The following is a 21,302-nucleotide window of genomic DNA, read 5'->3' on the forward strand; positions in this document are numbered from 1 at the left end:
AGAAATTAACATATAATTAATCAATTAAAATAATTTAAAAACTACAAATAAAAAACATAATAATAATACAAATAATATTTTTGATAATAAAATCTACACCACTAAAATTCTATCTAAAATCAAATTAATTTTAAACCTATATTAATAATTAGCCTTAAAATGAATTAAATCTAATTATCATCAAAATCAAAACAAACCCATAATTATAATTAACACTAAATATGTAAATTTAAAATTACAAAATAATTATAAATATTAATACTTAATACAATGTTAAATTTTTAAAAAAAAGTTATTAGATTGGTAATTATTAAGTTATTATAGTATATTCGTCTATCATCCCCTGATTAAAGTATTTATTCATCCGCACGAATTAGACTTACTTATTACAAAATAAATACAAACAGATTTACGAATGCAGGCGATTACTTGCATCGCCTAAGCCGTTCTTGCGTGAAGGAATAGCAAAAATTAAACTCTTATTTAAATTTGTTAGATTATGAAAAATCTATTAGTGCTTAGTAAAGACCAAATGAAAAAAGTATCAGGGGGCGTTGCAAGAAATTGTGATGTGTATTACATCCTACCTGGCGGAGGTAGAAAAAACATCATGAGTTTCGATGAAGATTCTCCTGGTGCAAACAGCGCCCATGACGAAGCAACATTTTGGGCGATTGAAAGTGGAAAGCGGGTTGGATATGATTGTGAAGGAGTTTAGAAAACTCTGTTAACTTAGACTTCAACAGCTTAATAATTAAGCTGTTGAAATTAACTGAATGTAAACATGAAAACGTTTTTGATTCTAATTTCAAGCCTTATTTTGTGGCTTTTCAGTGGAGATACCAAAACTCGGCATAAAAGTAAACTTTATACCGGTTTTATTACTGTAAAGTTTAAATTAAGGCCAAATGAAAATGCAACACTTTTAACAGATGACTCAACAGGAGATGATAAGAAAATCATTTTTTTTAATACAGGAACTACTGACACAATAATATCTCAACAAATAGCAAGTAATAAACCAAAGGAGTTTAGATACGGTAGGGGGAATAAAAACGGTAGATTCATTCACCATTTTCTTTTAGATCCAAATACAGTGACCACTTTTGAAATGGTTAACGGGATTGACATCCAACCATTGAATACAGATAAAAAAGCATTATTTCTGGATTATTGGTTTGGATTCAAGTATAATTATATCCATCATAAACTGAGCAATGAAAATGATTATAAAATTTACTTTTCAAAAGTAGATAAGTTTAACATTAAAAATCTAAAATTAATTGATAGCCTATACGGTGTTAAGATCATAGATATAAAAACAAAAAATAATTGGGAAGCATATAAAGCAATTGAATACAATACCGCATATATGTATTTTTTTAAAAAAAATAATTTCAACTCTATCACTCAGAAATACAAAATACGAGCTGATTCTATTTTAAACAATTACGGTCGCGATGTTTCGAAGGTAGATTTTAGCAATGAACTATTTTACTATCTATGTAACTATGGATTATTAAAAGATAATAAAAATATTGATAATATAAATGATCGTATTCTATATTTAATTCGTAACGAGCAAAAATTTGGCTATGAAATAGTTATTAATGAAGCATATAGTTTAATAAAAAATTACTCAAAAGTTTCTGATCCTAACTATAAATTAGCTTATAATAATTTATTAGAGTTTGCGTCTGCAAAAAGAAATGGTAAATACGAGGGCTTAATAAAACAAATTAATCAAAATGATTTTTCCTCATATGCAGAGGTAAAATTAATTAATATACAAAACGAACAAACAACCTTAAAAGATATTGCCAACGAAAGCAATAAATTTATTTTAATAGATTTATGGGCAAGCTGGTGTAAACCATGTAGACAGCAGATACCTTTTTTAGAACAATATAAATTAAAAAACAAAAGTACTGTTCGTATTATTTCTATAAATATTGATGATGAGGATAAGCCACAGTTATGGATTAATGCACTAAAAGAAGAAGCAATATATAACAGTAAAGATCAGTATCAATTAAAAAACAAGGAAACCTCTCCATTATTAAAGTTTTTTAATGTAATATCAATCCCGAGGTATATAATATTAGATAATAAAGGAAAGGTTATTAATAGTTTTTTTTATACACCGGATGATCAAAGATTTGAAAAAGAACTAAACAATCTTTCTGATCAAAAGAAATAATCTAATTGGTTGGGACACTACCAATACAGGTATTATTACTATAAAAATGAAAGCAATCATAGAAAAAGCTCCTTTAGTTAGTGATAACGCCAGCCAAAAGAATCTTAATTATTTGACTATTTACTTTCTAATTGGTTGGCGATAACCCCAACCAGTGGAGAATCTGGGAAAAACTTCTTTAAAGAATAGTTTTAGCTGGAATATCGTACTGTAACATCTTTATGCTGCGATCAAAAAAATCTGTTATCTTAATATGCTTTTCGACAATGAATCTTAGTCCTTTATTGTTGAATACGCTTATGGCTTTTGTATAATCCTGATCAGTTATAATCTTTAGTAACTCTATTTTTCTTTCGGCTGCCCATTTGTTTATATCTATCTCGCCTGTAAATTTTTTAAAATTTTCATAAACCTCCAAAATTGTGTTACCTTTTGACACATGCGAATTGGTGAAATGATAATTGATTTTAGCTGAGACGTAATGTGCAACTTGTAAATCGATAGCTTCTTAATTCGCGTATGCGACTAATTTTGCGACCTAAATGCGGGCGGTTGGTTTTTAGTGCGGTTTCCATATTTCAAATATATCTAAAATATCGTTAGTGCAAAAAACAATACACGGCTTGTTATAAACAATTACCTGTGGTTGGTTACGCGGAGTTATTGTTTCATTTTTATTACCACAACTATTTTAACTTTTGGTTGGTGTTATCGCTAATAAAAGTTAAAATAGGTTCAACCCACTCTATAATTACTTAGAATCTCCGGTTCTATGTTTATGTGGTTTTAGGTCTGGGTGTTTAGGTTTTGTTTCAGGTGTTACTCTTCTCCTTTTGTCTGGTGTGCCGTCCGGTTTATTAGGCTTGGGTCCGGGTTTAATTGCTTCAATGTTTTTCATAAAAATATTTGTATTAAATTGAAACAAATTTAACTTAGAATTTAATCACATACTTACGGTTTTCCGTACACAATTTAGAATATCATTAACTTAACTTTAACTTTTGCTTGGTGTTATCACCAATCAATACCTTAGTGACGCGAGTTATAACTCCACCACAAGAAAATAGAAAGAAGTATCATTTCTTCTTGTTAACGGTATAAGAGATCATTTTTGTGATCAACCCATCGGCAAGCTCATAAATATCAGCATAAAACATATCATAAACTTGCCCGGTCTTATCCGTACATTTTACTTCACCTGCAACTGAAGCTTTATCTCCATCAACAAGGATATAGTCTTTACTCACCGAAAGTATTTTCATATCTGGATGCTCGGCAAAAAATTTTAGCAGGTTTTCTTTTCCTTTAATAATACTATCGCCCAGCATATGCCATTCAAAATCTTCAGATACATATTTGGCAATATCCTCCTTGGTGTCTTTATCAAAAGCGGTGTTAAATTTAATAACGATTTCCCTGTTGTCCATTATAGATTATTTTAAGTGCATATCAAAGATAAGTTTTCACAAGGGCGCTAAGGCGTTAGCAAAGGACAAATAGTAGGGCCAAACGCGACATCGTGCTAAACGCCCAAATAATTTATCTTTTTAGTTGACGACGACACCAAACATTCGGTGCACAGGACACAGATAACTTTTGGTTGGTTATCTTTTAGTTGATGATAAAATTAACCGAGGAAAAAACACCAACAAAAGGAAATTTTGGTGATTTGCCTGATCTGTTTTCGGTTTGAACTAAAAAAAGAGTTCAGGAAACTCTGTCCGGAACTCTTTTTATCAATTACATCAATCTATTTGGATGAATGTATAGTTATGACTTTCCTTTCTTATGGTTGTCGACTGTTTTAATAAATTGAATGGCTGCATTAATGGGTTCTTGAAATTTGGGGAAGGAAGTGTTATGGCCCAACTCCGGAAACAACTGGTATGTGTAGGGCTTACCTTTCGCTTTAAAAGCATCAAGGTGTTCTTTTGATAAACCTACAGGGATTTGTATATCTTTACCTCCAAAAAGCCAAAGCCCGCGGATTGAAAGTGTGGAGAGAGCGTCTTGCGGATCAGTGGCCGCAAATTGGTACCGATCTGGGTCGTTGCGTGTGTGTGCCCGTGCATCTGCTTCGGTATGTGTGCTCCAAAAGGCAGAATTTCCTTGGGTATAAAACTGAAACCGCAGCTGCTCGAGCGTGGTTACAACTGGCCCGCTAAACAATACCATAAAATTTATCTTAGGATTTTTTTGTGCGGCTATAGGGATTACCCATCCGGCCTGGCTAAACCCAATTAAACCCAATTGACCGTGTTTGGCCGGCAAATGTGCCAACAACATGTTAGAAGCGGCGTTTACATCTAAGGCAAGTAGATTGAGGTTGGCAGAATCAATGTTGTTGGTTCCCACTTCTGGCCCTACATAAACACCACCCGATTTACCTACTCCACGTTTGTCGTAAGTTAATACTGCAATACCGTTTTGGGCTAAGAATTTGGCCATTTCCTCCATTCTTGTCGCCTGACCAGATCCATGCACGATAACGACCGCACCATATAGATGCTTGGGTTTAAAAATTGCACCAGCCAAGGTAACGCCGGCACTGTTGAACTCAACATTTTCCGTGCTGAAGTCTGTTTGATTGGGAAGTTCAGGCACGTTTTGTCCAAAAAGGTTAAGACTGAAGCAGCCGAACAGAAGAATTAAATATGGTTTCATTGTTTTTAATTTAAGAGATTTTATTCCCGGTTATTACGATTATTTAAATGTGAAGCAATATACTTCGGATGGTAAACCGGTAGGAATAAATGTGACAGGATGGGGAATAAATGTGATGAATGATCACCCTAAAGTTTACAAAAGAAAACTGAATATAAATTGCTTATATATAGATGTGAAATATATCTTTGGTTTGGTAACAACACGAATAAAAAATAGCAAAGGGAAGAATTATAAATTATTTAGGTCTCTTCTTTCAAAAAACCACTAATTACTCAACCGATTTTTAATCTGAAATGATCGGTTTTAGCCCGAAGCAACACAATGCTAAATCAATTCCGCAACATCAATTCCATAAACCTGTTCAAATAGTTTTTTAAAATAAGCTCTTGAACTGTAGCCTGCGATATTTGATATCTCTGCTATGGTTTTATACTTTCCTGAGCCAATAGCTTCCCAGGCCAATTGCAGTCTGATTATTCTGATCAGATTATTTGGCGTAATAAGCATGATTCGGTTTACTTGTCTAAACAACTGGCGCTCGCTCATGGCCAGCTCGGCACTCAAAAAACTTAAGTTCAGATCTATTTTTCCTATATTTTCTCTTACAATGGCCTCAAACCTATTCAACCACATTTGATCAGTTTGTGATGGCTCGGTTTTTATTTTGGGAAGCTGATGCCCTGCTATTGTTTCTTTTATTTTTTTACCTGTGCCATCGGTTTGTATTTTAAAATGCTCAATCTGTTCGGTATTGAGCCGCATTAAAATAGCCGATATTCGCTCCAATTCTTCAAATTGTTTCCGGTAGGTAATATCTTTTGCAATGGCAAATACCAGCTTATCGCGCTCAATACGTATTGATGTCCAAAACAACCAAACCGCTGTTCCATCCTTTGTAAGGTATCTGTTTTCAAAATGGAGGAGTGTTTCCCCCTTCCTCAATCCATCACGTTTTTGAGCCGTACGCTCGCGGTCTGCCGGATGCACAAATGAATTTATCGGGGCAGCCATCAATTCTGCATGGCTGTAGCCCAATGTTTTTGAAACTGCGGGATTAATTTTTTTGAAATAACCATCATAACCTGCTACACAGAGCAAATCGGGCGACAATTCAAAAAAGTACTCTAAATCAAAAAGGTCGTTCTTTGGCAATTTATCCATGGAATGAATCAATCTATAAGGAATAGGCAGCTTTAGCAAAAATACGCTTATAAATGAGTCTACCGCTTTACTTCTTAAAATTCTTCCAAATAATAATCAAAAATCGAATTTTGTCAATTTTGCGCACAAATTGGGCAGTATTGTAAAAATCAAATAGTTGAAATTTGGATTTTCTGTATTACCATTTGTAGAGCCAAACTGTTTGCCGGTTATGAACAATATTAAACTTGTTCAATCAGCTTTATAGCAAAAAAGTACTGCCAATATAGTAAACATTAATTATCCCTAATTATATGAGTTTTAAAGATGAAGATCAACTCGCCATTTCGTTTTTGCTTAACTATTTACAACAACAACATTCTTTGCCAGAAAGGTTAGTTTCAGAATACAGACAGCATTGTAAGGTTATCAAAGTCAAAAAAAGCAAGTATATTCTCTCCCCGGTAGATAACAATAAATATTTATACTATATCGTTAGTGGCACTGTACGTGGTTTTATCAGAGATCAGGGCCAGGAAATCACCACATGGTTTGCCTTTGAACAGGAGATTATGGGGGCTTTACGCCATCCGGAAGAGGCAACACATTATTCGGAAGAATACCTCCACGCTCTTGAGAACTGTATGCTGGTATGCATCCCTTATTTATTAATCGACAGGATGTGCGAAGAGTTTGCGGAAGGGAACAAAATTAGCAGGAAGTTTCTTACCCTGCAATATTTTAGTGCTTCGCAAAGATCAATTTTGGCAAGAATACCAAAAGCTACCGACCGTTATAAGCGAATGCTTACTGACGAACGCTTTATAATGAGCCGTATTCCCCTCCGTCATTTGGCAAGTTACCTATCAATGAGGCTGGAAACACTGAGCAGAATCAGAAAAAAAGAATTTGACAGCTCTATAAATTTAAAAGAAGCGCTGGCCGATGTAGCTGGCCTGGCTTTTGTTTAATACTGGCTAAATAAGGTATATTGACGATTAAACTTCAATAAATAAATACAAGGCTTACTTTTTGCTGAAAGCTTGTATAACTTGTATTGCTTAATTTTAAAAAACCATTGTATATTTAAGGGCCCTCTTGGTAAATTCAGAATTTGATAGAGTTAAATACTAATAGGTTATTATTTAATTAGCAAATCTAATTCCGCTCAAATATTATTTTTGAAACATGCAGCACCAGGAATTCGAGTCCCCCAAAGAATTACAGGATACAATAAAGTGCTTTTGGTACAATAAAAGAGAATCGGGCATTGTGCACTCAAGTTTTGAGGTTGTACCTGATGGTTATGCTGAAATTATTTTTCATTTTGGAAATTTATACAACATATCACCAACCGGAGATTTGCAGCCATTGCCCTCGCCCTTTTTAATGGGCTTGCTTAACCAGCCAGTTATTTTTTATGCCAAAAACTGCTTAGAAATTATCGGGATCAGATGTTTCCCCTGGACGGTTTTTGATTTACTCGGACTTCCATCCGGCAAGGACAGTGTACATATATTTGAGCATCCTGTTGCCCAGCTTCAACCGCATTTGGATAAATTAATTGGGATGGGCATGATCAATGAAGCAATAGCGTATGTAAGACAATATTTTCTGAATGCGCAATCAGAAATTGCTGTTGATAGCCTGTTATTTAAGGCAGGCCTTGCCATGAGTAAAGCAAAAGGCACTATAGCGGTAAGCCAGGTAGCGGCAGCAGCACATGCTACAGTGCGTACGCTGGAAAGAAAATTTAAGCAATCATCGGGCTATACGGTTAAAGATGTGGCTGGTTTAATGCGCTTTGAGCAGGTTAGAAACCGGCTTTGGCATTATCCGGATACCAATCTTGCTGGTTTAGCTCATGAATTGGGTTATTCAGACCAGGCACACTTGAGTAAGGAATTTAAACGTTACAGCGGTACTACGCCTGCTGCTTTTGCCCGAAAAGCAAAGAAAGGTAAAGAGACTTTGGACAGCGATTTTGTCGCATTTATACAAGCCTAATCCTGCAGCATTCAGGAAGTTTGTAGTTCAATATTATGAATATGAAAACGACTACTGAAAATCATAAATCTGCGCAACATCATTCTATTTACGACGTAATTATTTCTGGTGCGGGCCCCGTAGGCTTATTTCTTGCCTGCGAACTTGCCCTAATGAAATGTTCGGTTCTTATCCTTGAAAAGACAGAACAATTGCATTCGCCTTTAAAGCAATTTCCTTTCGGAATCCGTGGAGTATCTGTACCTTCTGTTGAGGCACTTTACCGTCGAGACTTGCTAAAAGAACTTGAATTGCACAACAGACTTAAAAGCCCGCACGCTACAACAGGCAAGGTACCGCAAACCAAGCGCCAGGCCGGACACTTTGCCGGCATTCCAATTTACAGTGATTATATTGATTCCTCTCAATGGAAATACCGCTTACCAAGCGCTACAGAAACCAGTTTAATTTCTGAAATGGAAGAGCTTGAAACCGTATTTGCACGCCGCGCAGAAACACTTGGCGTAAGTATAAAACGTGGACTTGGCCTTACAGGTTTTAACCAAACTGATGATGAAATAACTGTGCAGGCCGGCGATGAACTTTTTAAGGGTAAATGGCTTGTAGGTTGCGACGGAAGTCGTAGTGCTGTACGCAAATTAGGCGGTTTTGAATTTGCCGGTACAGAGCCTGAATTTACCGGCTACTCTATCCAAGTTGATATTGCCGACCCTGAGAAGCTTAATCCGGGCAGAAATGTAACAGCTAAAGGGATGTACATGCAATCGCAACCGGGTTATCTGATGTTACAGGATTTTGATGGCGGGGCCTTTCATCAATCGGGAAAACCAATTACACTTGAACACCTGCAGGAGGTGCTCCGTCGAATTTCGAGCACTGACGTTACAATTAATGCCCTACATATTGCAACCACCTGGACAGACCGGGCAAGACAAGCCACCAGCTACCGCAACGGGCGGGTATTTTTGGCCGGCGATGCAGCCCATATTCATTCGCCTTTAGGCGGGCAAGGGCTTAACCTCGGGTTAGGCGATGCCATGAACTTAGGGTGGAAATTAGCTTCAACCATTTGGAAGAAAGCTCCTGAAAGCTTGCTGGATAGCTATAATGCCGAACGCCAACCAATTGGTGCACAGATTTTAGATTGGTCGAGGGCACAGGTTGCCATAATGAAACCAGATCCGCATGCACGTGCTTTGTACGCCATTATACAGAACCTCATGGATACACGTGATGGCTCGACTTATTTTGCAGGAAGGGTGTGGGGTGTATTAACAAAAACAAACCTGGGCAATAGCCACCCGATGGTAGGATACAGTGTACCTAACTTTGAGTTTGATGATGGTATAAAAATTGGCGACTTGATGCACGACGGTAAAGGTATTTTACTTGATTTTGATGGGAATACCTCACTTAAAAATTTAGCAGACAAATATGGAAAGCAAATTAAATACGTTACAGGTAGTGCAAAAGATCAACTGGATTTAAGCGCCCTACTGATCCGTCCGGATGGACTTATTGCCTGGGCTTGCAACAATAAACCAGACTACAATGAGCTCAAAACAGCAGCTGATTACTGGTTCATGGAAGAATAAATATTTAAAATATCATCTCTTTATCGAAACTCAGAGATGATATTTTAAAGGCTGTTAAACAATAAAAATCTATGGGCAAGGTACAATTGTAGACCAATCTGTACTTTCCATATTTACAAGGTTTGCTGTATGTCCATGTCCCGTAGCATCGGCTATGGACGTACCTGTACCTTCATTAAATTTCCAGTACGCTTCCAGGTTGCTGCTATTTACTGCAACGCTACATTTATTTCCCTGGATTGAGGTTTGTGGTAATGCCGTTTTCCAAACCCTCAGCTCGTCAAGTTGTCCGTTAAAACCACGGTTTGCATCCCAGCTTCTGGAAACCTGAAATGTGCCATTTGCTGAAATTGTACCCGTAGCACTCAAGCTTGCATCTAAAACTCCGTTAATGTAAATTTTCATGGTGGCCCCATCATAGGTTGCCGCAACATGATACCAGGTATTTGCAGTTAATGCGGTTGCAGAATTTAATTTTTTAGGCGTAGCACCACCTGTATTTAAAACAAACTGTAGTTTATTATTGGCCAGCGAAGCATCACCCAGGCGCAGTAAAGCTACATTTGCATCACTAACCTCTACCCCCATAATGGTTGATATATAAGGCGATGCGGCTTTAAAGCCTGCTGGTTTTACCCATCCTTCAAAGGTTAATCCTGTTCCGGCTAAGTTAAAAGTATTAGAATTAAGGTATTCGTTGGTACCATCGAATACTAATGACATATTTGATCCGGTTGGTGGCGTAGTTGCAGGAAAGAGTGCAGTAGCCAGGTTGGAAAGTTTTGCCTGCGAATCGTTACTTACATTATAAACCATTGCGCTTGCTAAACCATTATCTTTAACATAGGTGGCTACCGCTGCCTGATCGTTATTTGCCAAATCGGTGCCTAAACCTAATTTACTTTTTGGTACACCGGCACTAATATAGGGCTGTAATCTGCTTGCATAACTTGAAGAAAAATAGCTTTGCTCAAAAACATAATCTAAAATATCACCAACTTTTTTTCCGTTATAGGTGGCTGTAAAATAATGCGCATCGTTAAAAGCAGCAATTGTAATCAGTTTATCAGCCCCTAACCTTGCTCTTAAGGCTGCAACGGCAAGGACTAAAGAATTATCATTTGTTGTACATTGAGAATATTCCGTATCAATATCAATCCCATCTAAACCATATTGCTGTACTGCATTAGCACATTGTATAGCAAATGCATCTGCCTGGGCATAGGTTGTAAAGCAGCCCCATCCTGCATTTTGATGGTTACCAAGCACATCTAAAACCACTTTTATACCTAAAGCATGTAAATCAGCTACTTTACTTGAATTTAAAACAGCTTGTACCTGCGGGTTAAAAGACAAAGTTGGCACATTATTGCTTGAATTGATATTGGCTGCAAAAATAACCGAAAGACTAAATAATTGTTTTGACGGATTACCATAAGTATAAGTACCAATATTTGCCATGTCATGGTCGTTTACCTCTACGTAACCAGTAACAAATGGCCCTGCTGAAAGCGGTACTGGGTTTGCAGCCATCATTGCACCTTTTAAACTGGCGGTTTGTGTTGTTGTTTCTGTTCCTGTTTTTTTACAGGCATACAGTAAAACGAATGCGGATAGAATTACCCCTCCGAAGATGATTAGTTTTTTCATAAATTTGATTATAAGTGGTTAGATTAAATGTTAACAGGATAATTCTATACCCTGTTAACAGATTGGATTTTCTTTAATTTAAAATAAAATTCTATTATACTTTTCGTTTAGGTTGAAATTATTGAAGAACGAATTTCCATTTTTGCGCATTGGAACTATTAGCAGTCCAGATTTGGACTTTTGTACCATTTGAAGTGCCAGAACCACTCACATCAAGATTTTTGGCCGGAGCATTAGCCGGACTTAATGTATAATATCCATCGCCTGAGCTGGTTATTTTCCATTTCTGTGCATTTGCTGCATTATCGGTATAAATTTGAATTTGTGTTCCATCGGCTGTTCCTGAGGAAGCCACATTTAATGCTTTTGTAGATGCATTTAAAGGTTGTAATTTGTAGTAACCACTTCCAACACTAATTACTTTCCATTTTTGATTATTGGTTTTAGGGTTATTCGCACTCCAAAGTTCAGCCAAAGTTCCATCTGCTGTACCGCTGGCCGTAACATCCAGTACACTGCTATTATTTACCGCCGAAATTAACTGATAAGTGCTACCAGAGGTGATGCCGGTGCTCGCGACTGCAGACGGGTTAAAATATTTAATTTGGTCGTTTGTGTTTTTATAATTACTCTGTTTATCAAAATTAAAACCATAAGCACCAAAACCGCCTACTTTTCCCGAATATTTACTATTGGTATAATATTGTTTTAACCTGGTGGTACCGCTTGAATAACTGCTCTCAAAATCAGCAGAAATCAGCATGATTTTGTTTGAAGGATAACCATTAGCTATATAACCATCGATTTTATCATCAGAACTTGATTGAGAACCAAAATAATCCTGAATGTAGATGTAATCCACTTTATTAAGGGTCTGCATAGAGTAGCCTAATGTGCTAAACCCCACATTTGTATCAACAATAAGTAATTTACCTGTCCCGGAAGTTGGCCCGAAATACTTGGCAAAAGCATTAACATAGGCTTCTTGTTGTGCTATTGTTAAATTACCTACTGAAAATCCAGGTTCAATATCGAGATCAATACCATCAAAACCCCATACATTCAAAGAATCAGATACCGCTTTTGCATAACCGGCATAGTCTTCAGGCGTGTTTTGCCATTTTGCAGTTTTAGCGGCGTTTTTATAAGCATCAAAAATTTCACTTAAAAATTGAGTTTCAACAACCTTGGTTCCTCTTTCCTGTAAATAATCTACATCAGCGATAATTTCAGTTAATGATTTTGCATCTTCGCCGGTTGCTCCAGGTGTACGCGAACCTCGTTTTAAATTTCCCAAGCTAACAAATCTGGTAAAAACATTAACAATGTCAACGCTATCTGGAATATTTCTTAAATTATAATAGTCTGGAGTAACTACCCGGGTTACACCATTGAAATAACCAACGGTTTTAATATGGGTGCTATTCTTGTAGGCAATTAAACTTGTGAAGTTAGAAACATTGGTTACCGCAATTGCATTACCATTGGCGTTAAGCAAAGTTTCCTTTTTTTCTGGACCGTCTTTTTTACAGGCGTAAAAAACAGTAAAAACAGCAAGAACTGCCATTCCTAACGTTATTATTTTTTTCATAGGTTTAAATTTTGGTTAGATTGTGATGTACCAAAGAGTACAGGCTTAAGTTAAGCCCGTAACTCCAAGTATTTTTTCCCGTTCATAGCGAGCTGTAAGGAATATAAAATTATGGTACAAGAATAATGATTAACTGCCCACTGGAAGCCGTACTGTAACCTGTATAAGTATAAGGTGTGGGTACCGAGTAACCATATAACTGATTATCACAACGGAATACGCCTAAACTATTTGGTCCTGACCCTGATATCTGTATGTTGTAAACACCATCATCTATAACATTGGACGTTACTTTTGTTTTAGGTGGAATTGTAAATGTATAATTACTACCACCCGAAGTACTGGTTAGCGTAATTGTTGCCCAGGCATTTGAACTATTATCAAAATAGGTTGCAGCAGTTTTGAAATTTTTAAATGCGATGGATGAAGTGTTCAAAGGTAGCGAAAGTGGTTTAACTCCGGCAACTCTTGGATTTGAATTGGCTTTAATTCCGATTAAAGCAATTGCTGTAAATAAAATTAGTTTTTTCATAGTTTTTGTGATTAGATGTTAATAATATAATTAAAAAAGGTCTTTGTCAGTCATGTGGTTCTTGCTGTAAAAAAAAACAGGATTAATCAATGACTAATCCTGTTTTGCTTATTAAATTAAAAATTCGCTTTATCTAAATCCCACCATAATCTTGTTCCTCCGTTATCTGGTCCTGATAGCATTGAAATGGCTTTTTGTACCTCAGTATTATTGGTGCTGTATTCGTTTTGAGAAAATGGTAATCTCCTGATCTGAACTGTTGTAGAAATTGAACCTGCACTATTATTTTTAACAACAGGCAATAATTTAGGATAACCGGTTCTGCGGAATTCGCTCCAGGCTTCTTGTCCTTCAGGAAAATTAGCAATCCATTTTTGCGTAATAATGCGCTCTAATTTTTGCTCATTGCCAGCACTCTCATCCCATTTAATGGTGATGGTTGATGGCACTGGCGCATTGTTTACAGCGTTTAATGGATCCACGTAGGCTGCAGGTTTACTTGTAGCATCGGCTAAATAAGTTGTTGCACTTACACCCCATTGAGCAAATGAGGTTTGAATACCCTGTTCGTAAAGTGCCTGTGCTGTTCCACCAGTATTGCTCCAGTTTCTTAAAGCAGCCTCCGAACGTAAGAAATATACTTCAGCAGCCGTCATTAATACAGGCGCGGTTTTTAAGGTATAAGAAGGGCTTCCATCTTTAAAATTCAGGGTAGAGTATTTTTCGTATTTAAATGCGCCTACGTCTGATCCGATACGAATTCCCTGGTACTGACCATTTGAGGCTGCATCTGTTGATTTATCCATATATTTTCCAATACGAGGGTCATTATAACCACTCATATAAGTTTGAATAGATGCGCCGATGCAAATATTTGCCCAGTTTTGGGTAATAAAAACCAAAGGATTGCTGAAGTTGCCGCTTGGTATACTTACTTTCACAATCTGAGTATTATCGGTAATTACGCCGCCATTAGCTGGGTCAAGTGCTTTTTCTCCCTGCAATTTTGCCGTTGCCGGATCTACTTTCACTATTCTCATGGCTAACCTTAAACGCAACGAATTTGCAAAGCGAAGCCAGTTTTCAAACTCTGTACCTGTGCTGCTTCCATATACCAAATCCATTTTAGAAAAATCGAAAGGTAAAGATTTACCACTGGCAATAAAGGCTTTAAGCGCGGTGGTAGCTGCATCTAAATCTGCAAAAAAGCTATTGTATACATCTTTTTGATTATCATATGGTACACCAGTTGCACCGTTGGTTAGCGGGCCAACTTTACTGTAAGGTATAGGGCCATATATATCAGTTACGCGGTGCATGCCTTCTACCTTTAATATTTGTGCAACTGCCCAAATACCCGGGTATTTGGTATCAACAGCCTGTCCTTTAAGGATATCGATATAACGCATAATATCTAAGTAACCTACTTTAAAAGGTTCGCTATTCCAGCCAGATACCAAAGCATAGTTTAAGTTATTATTGCCACTTGCAAAATTAATCTGGCTCATAAAGTAACCTGAGTAACAATCAGAATTTAAATTTTGCTGCAATTGGTAAGAATTGGGATCGCCACCACCAGAAAAATTATAAACACCCATTTGAATGTGTTTAAATGTGGTTTCCATGTTAATATCGACCGCCAAATTGCTGGTATTATACTCTTCGAAATTCTTTTTACATGAAGTGGCAAAAAGAATAAGCACACATGGAATGATGTATTTAGATATGAAATTATACTTATTAATATGTTTCATGATTATTATTTTAGTTGTAATTAAAAACTGGGATTAAAAATTAGCATTTAAGCTGATTCCATAACTGCGGGTGGAAGGTGGCATAAAAATATCCACACCTGAAAGACCGTTACCAGTAGACATTGTTAACTCTGGATCGTAAGGTGCTTTCTTGTAGAAATAAATAAGATTTCTACCCGTTAATGAAAGTTTCAATGCCCTGAAAAAACTATTTTTAATATCGAAAGTATAACCTAAAGCAACTTCTCTTAAACGAACTGTTGTAGCACTATACATATATTCGCCAGATACACCTTCTCTACCTCCAATGGTTTGGTACCATTTATCGGCTGCAACCGTAGTAATGGCATTACCAGTAGGGCCAACACCATTTACCAAAACACCACCAGCCAAACGGGCATCGCCGCTTGCTTTAGATACGCCATAAGCATCAAGCATTTGCTCAGTTACCGACATTACTTTTCCGCCAAACTTTCCGTCAACCAAGAATGATAAATTAAACTGTTTGTAGGTAATGTTGTTGTTCCAGCCCAACTGCCATTTTGGATTCGGGTTACCTAAGAAAGTAAAATCTCCGCCCTGAACAATTGGTTTTCCATCAGCATCAATCATAATACGTCCCTGACTATCGTGCTGAAGGGTTTTTCCATAGATATCACCAAAAGAACCACCTACACTGGCAACAGATTGATAATTAGCACCAGAAGAACCTGTTAGTACAGCTTTGGAAACTGTTGGAGATAACTCAATAACCTTGTTTCTGTTTAAGGCAAAGTTTACCGAGCTATTCCATTTAAGGTTATCACCATCAAATACGTTATTATAATTGGCTACAAATTCAATACCCTGATTTTGAATATTTCCGGCATTTAAATAGGCTGTTCCATAAAATGAGGCTTCAGGTGCAGCAATTAATAAGGTTTGATTACGGGTATTGGTTTTATAATATGTAAAATCTAAGCCTAACTTGTTGCCAAAAAATCTCCATTCTGTACCAATTTCTATTGATTTTGTTCTTTCAGGAGCTAAATCTGAATAAGGGGAAATTGACCCAAGTGGTGTTAAACCGCCGGCACCAATGGTTGCTAATGGCTGCCTGCTTTGATACGCTAAAGGTGCATTACCTACTTCTGCATACGATGCACGTATTTTTGCAAAACTTATGGATTGTGGCAATTTAAACAACTGGCTTAAAATTGCATTTGCACCTACTGATGGATAAAAATAAGAAACACCGCTTTTTGTAAATGCCAAAGGTGAAGCCCAATCGTTTCTGGCTGTTACATCTAAATATAAAGCATCGTTATAAGCCAGGTTTGCACTGGCAAATACCGACTGAAACTGAGTGTGTTCTTCAGGAAGATCGCCTGTTGATGAAGGATCGGTAATGCTATTTTGCAGCGTAAAGATGTTTGGATAAATTAAACCAATATCTCCTGATGAGGCGTATTTTAAACCCTTCGTTTTAGTATCTCTGATACTGGCACCAACTACGCCTGTAATTTTAAACTTATCACTTATTGAACCGTTAAAGTTTGCAAGTAAATCAGCATATTTTTGAGTATTTACACTATTTGAATAAGAATATCCACCATTTGTTTTGGCTAAATATTGTGACGTACCCGCATATAATTTCTGATCATAAATATCATTAATTCTATCAATACTTCCTCTTGCCTGAATGTTAAACCATGAATTTACTTCGTATTTTAAATTTCCGTTTAATAAAACCCTGTTTCTATCCAATGTATTTGGGTTGCGGTTAATAATCCACCATGGATTTTGTTGAGTATCTTCACTAAACTTCTGTACCCCATCTGCACGGTTAGTTGCAATCCAGTTTTGTTCGTTTAATAATGTTAAAGGATTAACAGACTCATAGCCATTCTTATATGGATTAATATCTACGCCTCTTGGAAATAAATATAAACCAGTAAGCGGGTTAAAATAGAAACCTGCCAAAGGAGAATTTTCAATTTTTTGCGTTACATAATTAACACTTGCATCGGCCGTAAGCTTATTGTTAAAGAAGTGGCCTACTTGTTTAAAATTTAAATTATTTCTTGTTAAGTTATTATTTGGTTGTATTCCCCTTGCTGTTGTATTTGCATAAGAAACATAAGTTTGTGCAACTTTTGATCCTGCTGATAAACTGATGGAGTTTGTGTAATTTGTTCCGGTTTGAAAAAAGCTTTTTAAATTATCGTTTGATCCTGTTATGGCAGCACCCCAGCTTTTATACTGATCTGAAACACCGTAAGAATTTTGGAACGCTGGTTTAAAGGCTGCCTCATCAAATGAAGCGCTTGAAGAAAAATTGATTTCTGTTTTACCTTCTTTTCCGCTTTTTGTAGTAACAATAATAACACCATTTGCGCCCTGGCTTCCGTAAAGCGCTGCTGCAGAAGCACCTTTTAGGATAGATATATTTTCAATATCATCCGGGTTCAGGTTGGAAATAGGGTCACCGCCATCATAAGAATTGGTTCCTCCGTAAGCACTTGAAGGCTGGTTGGTGGTGGTGTTGTTCATTGGCACCCCATCAATCACGTAAAGTGCCTGGTTATTTCCAACCAAAGATTTTGAACCTCTTAAAATTACCTTAGCCGAACCACCAACGCCTGATGAGCTGGAAGAAATGGTTAAACCGGCAACTTTACCATTTAATGAATTGGCAAGATTTGTACTTTTAACCTTGGTTAATTCATCTCCTTTTACCTGCTGAGTAGAATATGTTACTGATTTCTCTGATCTTTTAATACCCAATGCGGTTACCACAACGGTTTCCAGGTTTTTAGAATCATTATCCAGTGTTACGTTGATTACACTTTGTGTACTTACCGTTATTTCTTTTGTTTGATACCCTACAAATGAAAACACCAATACATCCCCGGCTTTAGCCTGGATTGAGTATTGCCCCGATGTATTTGTTTGAGTGCCGCCAGTGGCGCCTTTAATGGTAATGGTTACCCCAGGTACTGTTGCTCCTGTTGCATCTTTTACCGTTCCTTTTATAGGTTCCTGGTAAAATGCAGTAAAGGACGAGGACAGTTTTAGATTATTGACAGTTTCAGCCGCGTATAAACTTGTGGAAGCATACAGCAATAAACATGTTAATTGTAATGATTTTTTCATACTCATTAAGAATAAACTTTGGTTATTATTTGGTTAATTGTAAACGCATTTAAAAATATGATTATAGCGTTATTAGTAGAGAGCATTATTTTAAACGAATTGCCTACAAGAAAATCGTTTTACGTAAATTATTTTATGTACCCGCTGATGAACTGATAATCAATTTATTTTCCCAGCAACTTGCCGCACCTGCAATAGCCGCATGCTCGTTAAGTGTTGAGATAAATACTGGTATTTCAATATCAAAAGCTTTAAATTGTTTAATAATGGATGGCAAAAACCGTTCTGAAGCATTTGCAATGTTACCACCAATAACAATTGCATCGGCCTGGGTATCTTCTTGAAAGATTTTCAGAAAAGCAGTGAGGTTATTGGCAAATTCTATAAATATTTTTCTAATGGTTGGGTTATAAACATACAGCCCGGTCATTTCCTTTACATTTAAAATATTAAGTCCGGATAATTCATAGTATCGTTTTAAAAACCATCGGGTAGAGAGATAGTCCTCAGCTATACCGTCTAAAAAAGGCGAACACCACAAATTTGCATCATTTGTTTCTCCATTTTTTAATACCGCAGTACCTAAACCCGTACCCAGGGTAATACCAATTACATTTTTATATCCTTTTACAGCGCCTGCAAATACTTCTCCAGCTAAAAAACAAGAAGCATCATTTTTCATCAGAATATCAGCGTGTTCTATTCCAAGTTTATCGGCCAGCATATTTTTGACGTTTAAGCCGTAAAAAGCTTCGTATTTATCGTTACCTTGTATGTAAGATATTCCCTCTTCGTAATCAAAGGGGCCTGGCATAGCAATTCCAATTTTCTCTATGTTTATACCAGCCTTGTTATAAGAAAGTGCAATGGCTTTGCTCCAGTTTTCAATAATAAGATCAGGCTTGCCGTGAGAATCGATCCATTTTCTGGTATATGAATTTTCAAGGATGAATCTGTTTTGCATATCCATTATTGCTGCCGTAATGTGGGATCCGCCGATGTCTACACCAAGTACATATTTATTTGTAATCATTTTGATATAGGTAGTTTGTTTAAAATGCCTAAGGATTTAGTAAATCCTTTTACGTAATAGATTTTAAAAAACTGAAAAGCAGTAGGTAGTTGCTCACTCATATTTAAGAAGGGTTTATATTGGTTTAAGTATTAATAAATTGTAAGCAGCGTTAAAATTTATAATGCCATTATTAGTAAGAATCCATTTTTTAAGAAAACTGCCTACAGGCAAATACATTTTTTGTAAATTATTTTTAATTATTACCTTACATTTGATCAAATAAATCTAACCGAAATTGAAAGCATCAAAGCCGGATCTTCTCGTATTATGGACAAGTATTTGCCTCGAAGATGATGTAAAATCATTCGAAGCACTATACCGTTTTTTATATAAAGGCCTGCTTAAACTATCGGTTTATTATGTTAACAGCAGAGAAATCGCAGAAGATATTGTTGCTGAGGTATTTGTTAAATGCTGGGAAAACCGCAAAACAAGTACGCATATTTTAAACCCTGAAAGCTATTTTTTCGTTGCCATCAGAAATCAATCTTTAAAATATCTAAAAAAAAATTCAGGTATTACGTTTATCGATTTAGGAGACACAGGAGCGCATGATCCGGTGAATCATTTTAATCCTGAAAGTATTTTAGAACGAAAAGAATTACATAAAAAATTAGACCAGGCCATAGAAACTTTGCCTCCGCAGGCTAAAATTATTTTCAGGTTGATTAAAGAAAATGGCATGAAATATAAAGAAGTTGCCGAGGTTTTAGAGATTAGCCCGAGAACGGTACAAACTCAGTTATTTAGAGCTATTGCCAAACTCAGATTAATTTTATCGCCAAATCAGCAAAATAATACCGGAAATGAAATAGTAGAAAAGCTTATAAGCTTAATTATAATCCCCGGTATGCTATATTTTTTTAATATTTTGTAGGCAATTTTAAAACAAATAGGTACTATAATAGTATAAACAGGTTAAGGATAAATGACGGATCAAAGATTTACAGAATTGCTTGGCAAACAGCTGGCTGGTGAAATTTCACCAGAGGAATCGAATGACCTTGAATTATTGCTTGCCAACAATGACAACTTTCGCCAGGAACACAAATCGTTAACCACCTATTTTGAACAAGAGGAAAATACAGACGGGCAAATTGATGTGGTTTTTGACCGTATAAAATCTAAAATTACAATCCCTGGAAAGAGCAGCAAGGCCACAAATATTCAATCCATCAGGCCTGATAAGGGTTTTAAAATATGGCTTCAAATTGCAGCGGTTTTCGTACTCTCCGTTAGTGGATTTTTCATCTATAAAAATTATTTCAATAAAGATCAATCTCAGTGGCAAACCATAAATACACCTGCTGCCGAAAAGAAAAATTTTACTTTGGCAGATGGAACATCCGTAACATTAAACTCCGTAAGCCAGCTTAAATACCCTGCATCTTTTAAAGGCGGTACCAGGGAAGTGTATTTAAGCGGTGAGGCCTTTTTTGATGTAAAAAAAGATGCCAAACACCCATTTATCATACACACCGAACAGATAGACGTTAAAGTTTTAGGTACTGCATTTGATGTTAAAGCGTATAAAAATGATGATTTCACAGAAACAACGCTAATCAGGGGGCGTGTTGAAATCAAAGTTAAGGATAACATGGCTACACCTTTTATTCTGAATCCTAATGAAAAATTTGTACTTACAAAGCAAAACAATAAAGCCAATTTAACGAAGCTTACCTATTTTTCTGCAAATGATGAAAATTCAATTATAGAAACATCATGGACAAAAAATGAACTGATGTTTAAAAACAATGATTTTGCATCAATTTCGAGGCTTTTCGAAAGGTGGTATGGAGTAAAAATAGTTTTCAAAGACGAAACCTTAAAGTCGTTTAAATTTACAGGGAAGTTTAAAGAAGAAAGTATCACTGATGCTTTAAAGGCCCTCAAAATGATTGAGCATTTTAATTATAGCCTACAGGGTAAAATTGTTTACCTTTATAATTAACCGGT

16 protein-coding genes are annotated in these 21,302 nt (G+C 36.3%); 7 read left to right on the top strand and 9 right to left on the bottom strand.

Going from position 1 to position 21,302, the window contains the following annotated elements; translation table 11 throughout:
- Positions 1-499 precede the first annotated feature (499 nt).
- Positions 500-718, top strand: a complete 219-nt coding sequence (locus tag R2Q77_RS12795; protein ID WP_316804110.1) for a hypothetical protein — start codon at positions 500-502, stop codon at positions 716-718.
- Between the two features lie 66 nt (positions 719-784).
- Complete coding sequence (locus R2Q77_RS12800) at positions 785-2,200, top strand: TlpA disulfide reductase family protein (protein WP_316804111.1); 1,416 nt, start codon at positions 785-787, stop codon at positions 2,198-2,200.
- 1,076 nt (positions 2,201-3,276) lie between these two features.
- On the opposite strand, the gene R2Q77_RS12805 is transcribed toward R2Q77_RS12800, so the two are convergent.
- From R2Q77_RS12805 to R2Q77_RS12815, 3 genes are all read right to left on the bottom strand, one after another.
- A complete protein-coding gene (locus tag R2Q77_RS12805) occupies positions 3,277-3,627 on the bottom strand; it encodes a nuclear transport factor 2 family protein (RefSeq protein WP_316804112.1) in 351 nt (116 codons plus the stop codon).
- Positions 3,628-3,970: 343 nt separating this feature from the next.
- Positions 3,971-4,804 carry an alpha/beta hydrolase family protein gene (locus R2Q77_RS12810; RefSeq protein ID WP_316804113.1) on the bottom strand — a complete coding sequence of 278 codons (834 nt, stop codon included), beginning with the start codon at positions 4,802-4,804 and terminating at the stop codon, positions 3,971-3,973.
- 387 nt (positions 4,805-5,191) lie between these two features.
- On the bottom strand, positions 5,192-6,028 hold the full coding sequence (locus R2Q77_RS12815; protein ID WP_316804114.1) for a PAS domain S-box protein: 837 nt from the start codon (positions 6,026-6,028) through the stop codon (positions 5,192-5,194).
- Positions 6,029-6,321: 293 nt separating this feature from the next.
- On the opposite strand from R2Q77_RS12815, the gene R2Q77_RS12820 reads away from it, so the two are divergent.
- The 3 genes from R2Q77_RS12820 (at position 6,322) to R2Q77_RS12830 (ending at position 9,609) form a co-directional block, all read left to right on the top strand.
- Positions 6,322-6,978 carry a Crp/Fnr family transcriptional regulator gene (locus R2Q77_RS12820; protein WP_316804115.1) on the top strand — a complete coding sequence of 219 codons (657 nt, stop codon included), beginning with the start codon at positions 6,322-6,324 and terminating at the stop codon, positions 6,976-6,978.
- Positions 6,979-7,195: 217 nt separating this feature from the next.
- Complete coding sequence (locus R2Q77_RS12825; protein WP_316804116.1) at positions 7,196-8,014, top strand: helix-turn-helix domain-containing protein; 819 nt, start codon at positions 7,196-7,198, stop codon at positions 8,012-8,014.
- 41 nt (positions 8,015-8,055) lie between these two features.
- Positions 8,056-9,609 carry an FAD-dependent monooxygenase gene (locus R2Q77_RS12830; RefSeq protein ID WP_316804117.1) on the top strand — a complete coding sequence of 518 codons (1,554 nt, stop codon included), beginning with the start codon at positions 8,056-8,058 and terminating at the stop codon, positions 9,607-9,609.
- 69 nt (positions 9,610-9,678) lie between these two features.
- Here the strand turns inward: R2Q77_RS12830 and R2Q77_RS12835 are convergent, their stop codons facing one another.
- The 6 genes from R2Q77_RS12835 to R2Q77_RS12860 all read right to left on the bottom strand — a co-directional run bounded on the left by R2Q77_RS12835 (position 9,679) and on the right by R2Q77_RS12860 (position 19,304).
- On the bottom strand, positions 9,679-11,259 hold the full coding sequence (locus tag R2Q77_RS12835) for a LamG-like jellyroll fold domain-containing protein (protein ID WP_316804118.1): 1,581 nt from the start codon (positions 11,257-11,259) through the stop codon (positions 9,679-9,681).
- Between the two features lie 118 nt (positions 11,260-11,377).
- Entirely contained in the window at positions 11,378-12,850 is a 1,473-nt protein-coding gene (locus tag R2Q77_RS12840; protein ID WP_316804119.1) for an RICIN domain-containing protein, read from the bottom strand.
- A 109-nt stretch (positions 12,851-12,959) separates the two neighbouring features.
- A complete protein-coding gene (locus R2Q77_RS12845) occupies positions 12,960-13,382 on the bottom strand; it encodes a hypothetical protein (protein WP_316804120.1) in 423 nt (140 codons plus the stop codon).
- 116 nt (positions 13,383-13,498) lie between these two features.
- Positions 13,499-15,136, bottom strand: coding sequence for a RagB/SusD family nutrient uptake outer membrane protein (locus R2Q77_RS12850; protein ID WP_316804121.1), 1,638 nt, complete (start codon positions 15,134-15,136; stop codon positions 13,499-13,501).
- Positions 15,137-15,169: 33 nt separating this feature from the next.
- Entirely contained in the window at positions 15,170-18,271 is a 3,102-nt protein-coding gene (locus tag R2Q77_RS12855; RefSeq protein WP_316804122.1) for a SusC/RagA family TonB-linked outer membrane protein, read from the bottom strand.
- Between the two features lie 133 nt (positions 18,272-18,404).
- Positions 18,405-19,304 (bottom strand): ROK family protein, encoded by a 900-nt coding sequence (locus R2Q77_RS12860; protein ID WP_316804123.1) that lies wholly within the window; start codon positions 19,302-19,304, stop codon positions 18,405-18,407.
- A 277-nt stretch (positions 19,305-19,581) separates the two neighbouring features.
- On the opposite strand from R2Q77_RS12860, the gene R2Q77_RS12865 reads away from it, so the two are divergent.
- The gene (locus R2Q77_RS12865; protein ID WP_316804124.1) at positions 19,582-20,223 is read left to right on the top strand and encodes an RNA polymerase sigma-70 factor; all 642 of its coding nucleotides are present in this window, start codon (positions 19,582-19,584) and stop codon (positions 20,221-20,223) included.
- 51 nt (positions 20,224-20,274) lie between these two features.
- A complete protein-coding gene (locus R2Q77_RS12870) occupies positions 20,275-21,297 on the top strand; it encodes a FecR family protein (protein ID WP_316804125.1) in 1,023 nt (340 codons plus the stop codon).
- The last annotated feature ends 5 nt before the right edge of the window (positions 21,298-21,302 follow it).

The sequence above is a fragment of the Pedobacter nototheniae genome (assembly GCF_032678625.1).
Classification (GTDB): Bacteria; Bacteroidota; Bacteroidia; order Sphingobacteriales; family Sphingobacteriaceae; genus Pedobacter; species Pedobacter nototheniae_A.

Excerpts from the sequence above, each read along its gene's own strand:
- R2Q77_RS12795 (WP_316804110.1), top strand. The coding sequence starts at position 500 with ATGAAAAATCTATTAGTGCTTAGTAAAGACCAAATGAAAAAAGTATCA.
- R2Q77_RS12815 (WP_316804114.1), bottom strand. The coding sequence starts at position 6,028 with ATGGATAAATTGCCAAAGAACGACCTTTTTGATTTAGAGTACTTTTTT.
- R2Q77_RS12805 (WP_316804112.1), bottom strand. The coding sequence starts at position 3,627 with ATGGACAACAGGGAAATCGTTATTAAATTTAACACCGCTTTTGATAAA.
- R2Q77_RS12845 (WP_316804120.1), bottom strand. The coding sequence starts at position 13,382 with ATGAAAAAACTAATTTTATTTACAGCAATTGCTTTAATCGGAATTAAA.
- R2Q77_RS12800 (WP_316804111.1), top strand. The coding sequence starts at position 785 with ATGAAAACGTTTTTGATTCTAATTTCAAGCCTTATTTTGTGGCTTTTC.
- R2Q77_RS12855 (WP_316804122.1), bottom strand. The coding sequence starts at position 18,271 with ATGAAAAAATCATTACAATTAACATGTTTATTGCTGTATGCTTCCACA.
- R2Q77_RS12820 (WP_316804115.1), top strand. The coding sequence starts at position 6,322 with ATGAGTTTTAAAGATGAAGATCAACTCGCCATTTCGTTTTTGCTTAAC.
- R2Q77_RS12835 (WP_316804118.1), bottom strand. The coding sequence starts at position 11,259 with ATGAAAAAACTAATCATCTTCGGAGGGGTAATTCTATCCGCATTCGTT.
- R2Q77_RS12830 (WP_316804117.1), top strand. The coding sequence starts at position 8,056 with ATGAAAACGACTACTGAAAATCATAAATCTGCGCAACATCATTCTATT.
- R2Q77_RS12860 (WP_316804123.1), bottom strand. The coding sequence starts at position 19,304 with ATGATTACAAATAAATATGTACTTGGTGTAGACATCGGCGGATCCCAC.
- R2Q77_RS12870 (WP_316804125.1), top strand. The coding sequence starts at position 20,275 with ATGACGGATCAAAGATTTACAGAATTGCTTGGCAAACAGCTGGCTGGT.
- R2Q77_RS12850 (WP_316804121.1), bottom strand. The coding sequence starts at position 15,136 with ATGAAACATATTAATAAGTATAATTTCATATCTAAATACATCATTCCA.
- R2Q77_RS12840 (WP_316804119.1), bottom strand. The coding sequence starts at position 12,850 with ATGAAAAAAATAATAACGTTAGGAATGGCAGTTCTTGCTGTTTTTACT.
- R2Q77_RS12825 (WP_316804116.1), top strand. The coding sequence starts at position 7,196 with ATGCAGCACCAGGAATTCGAGTCCCCCAAAGAATTACAGGATACAATA.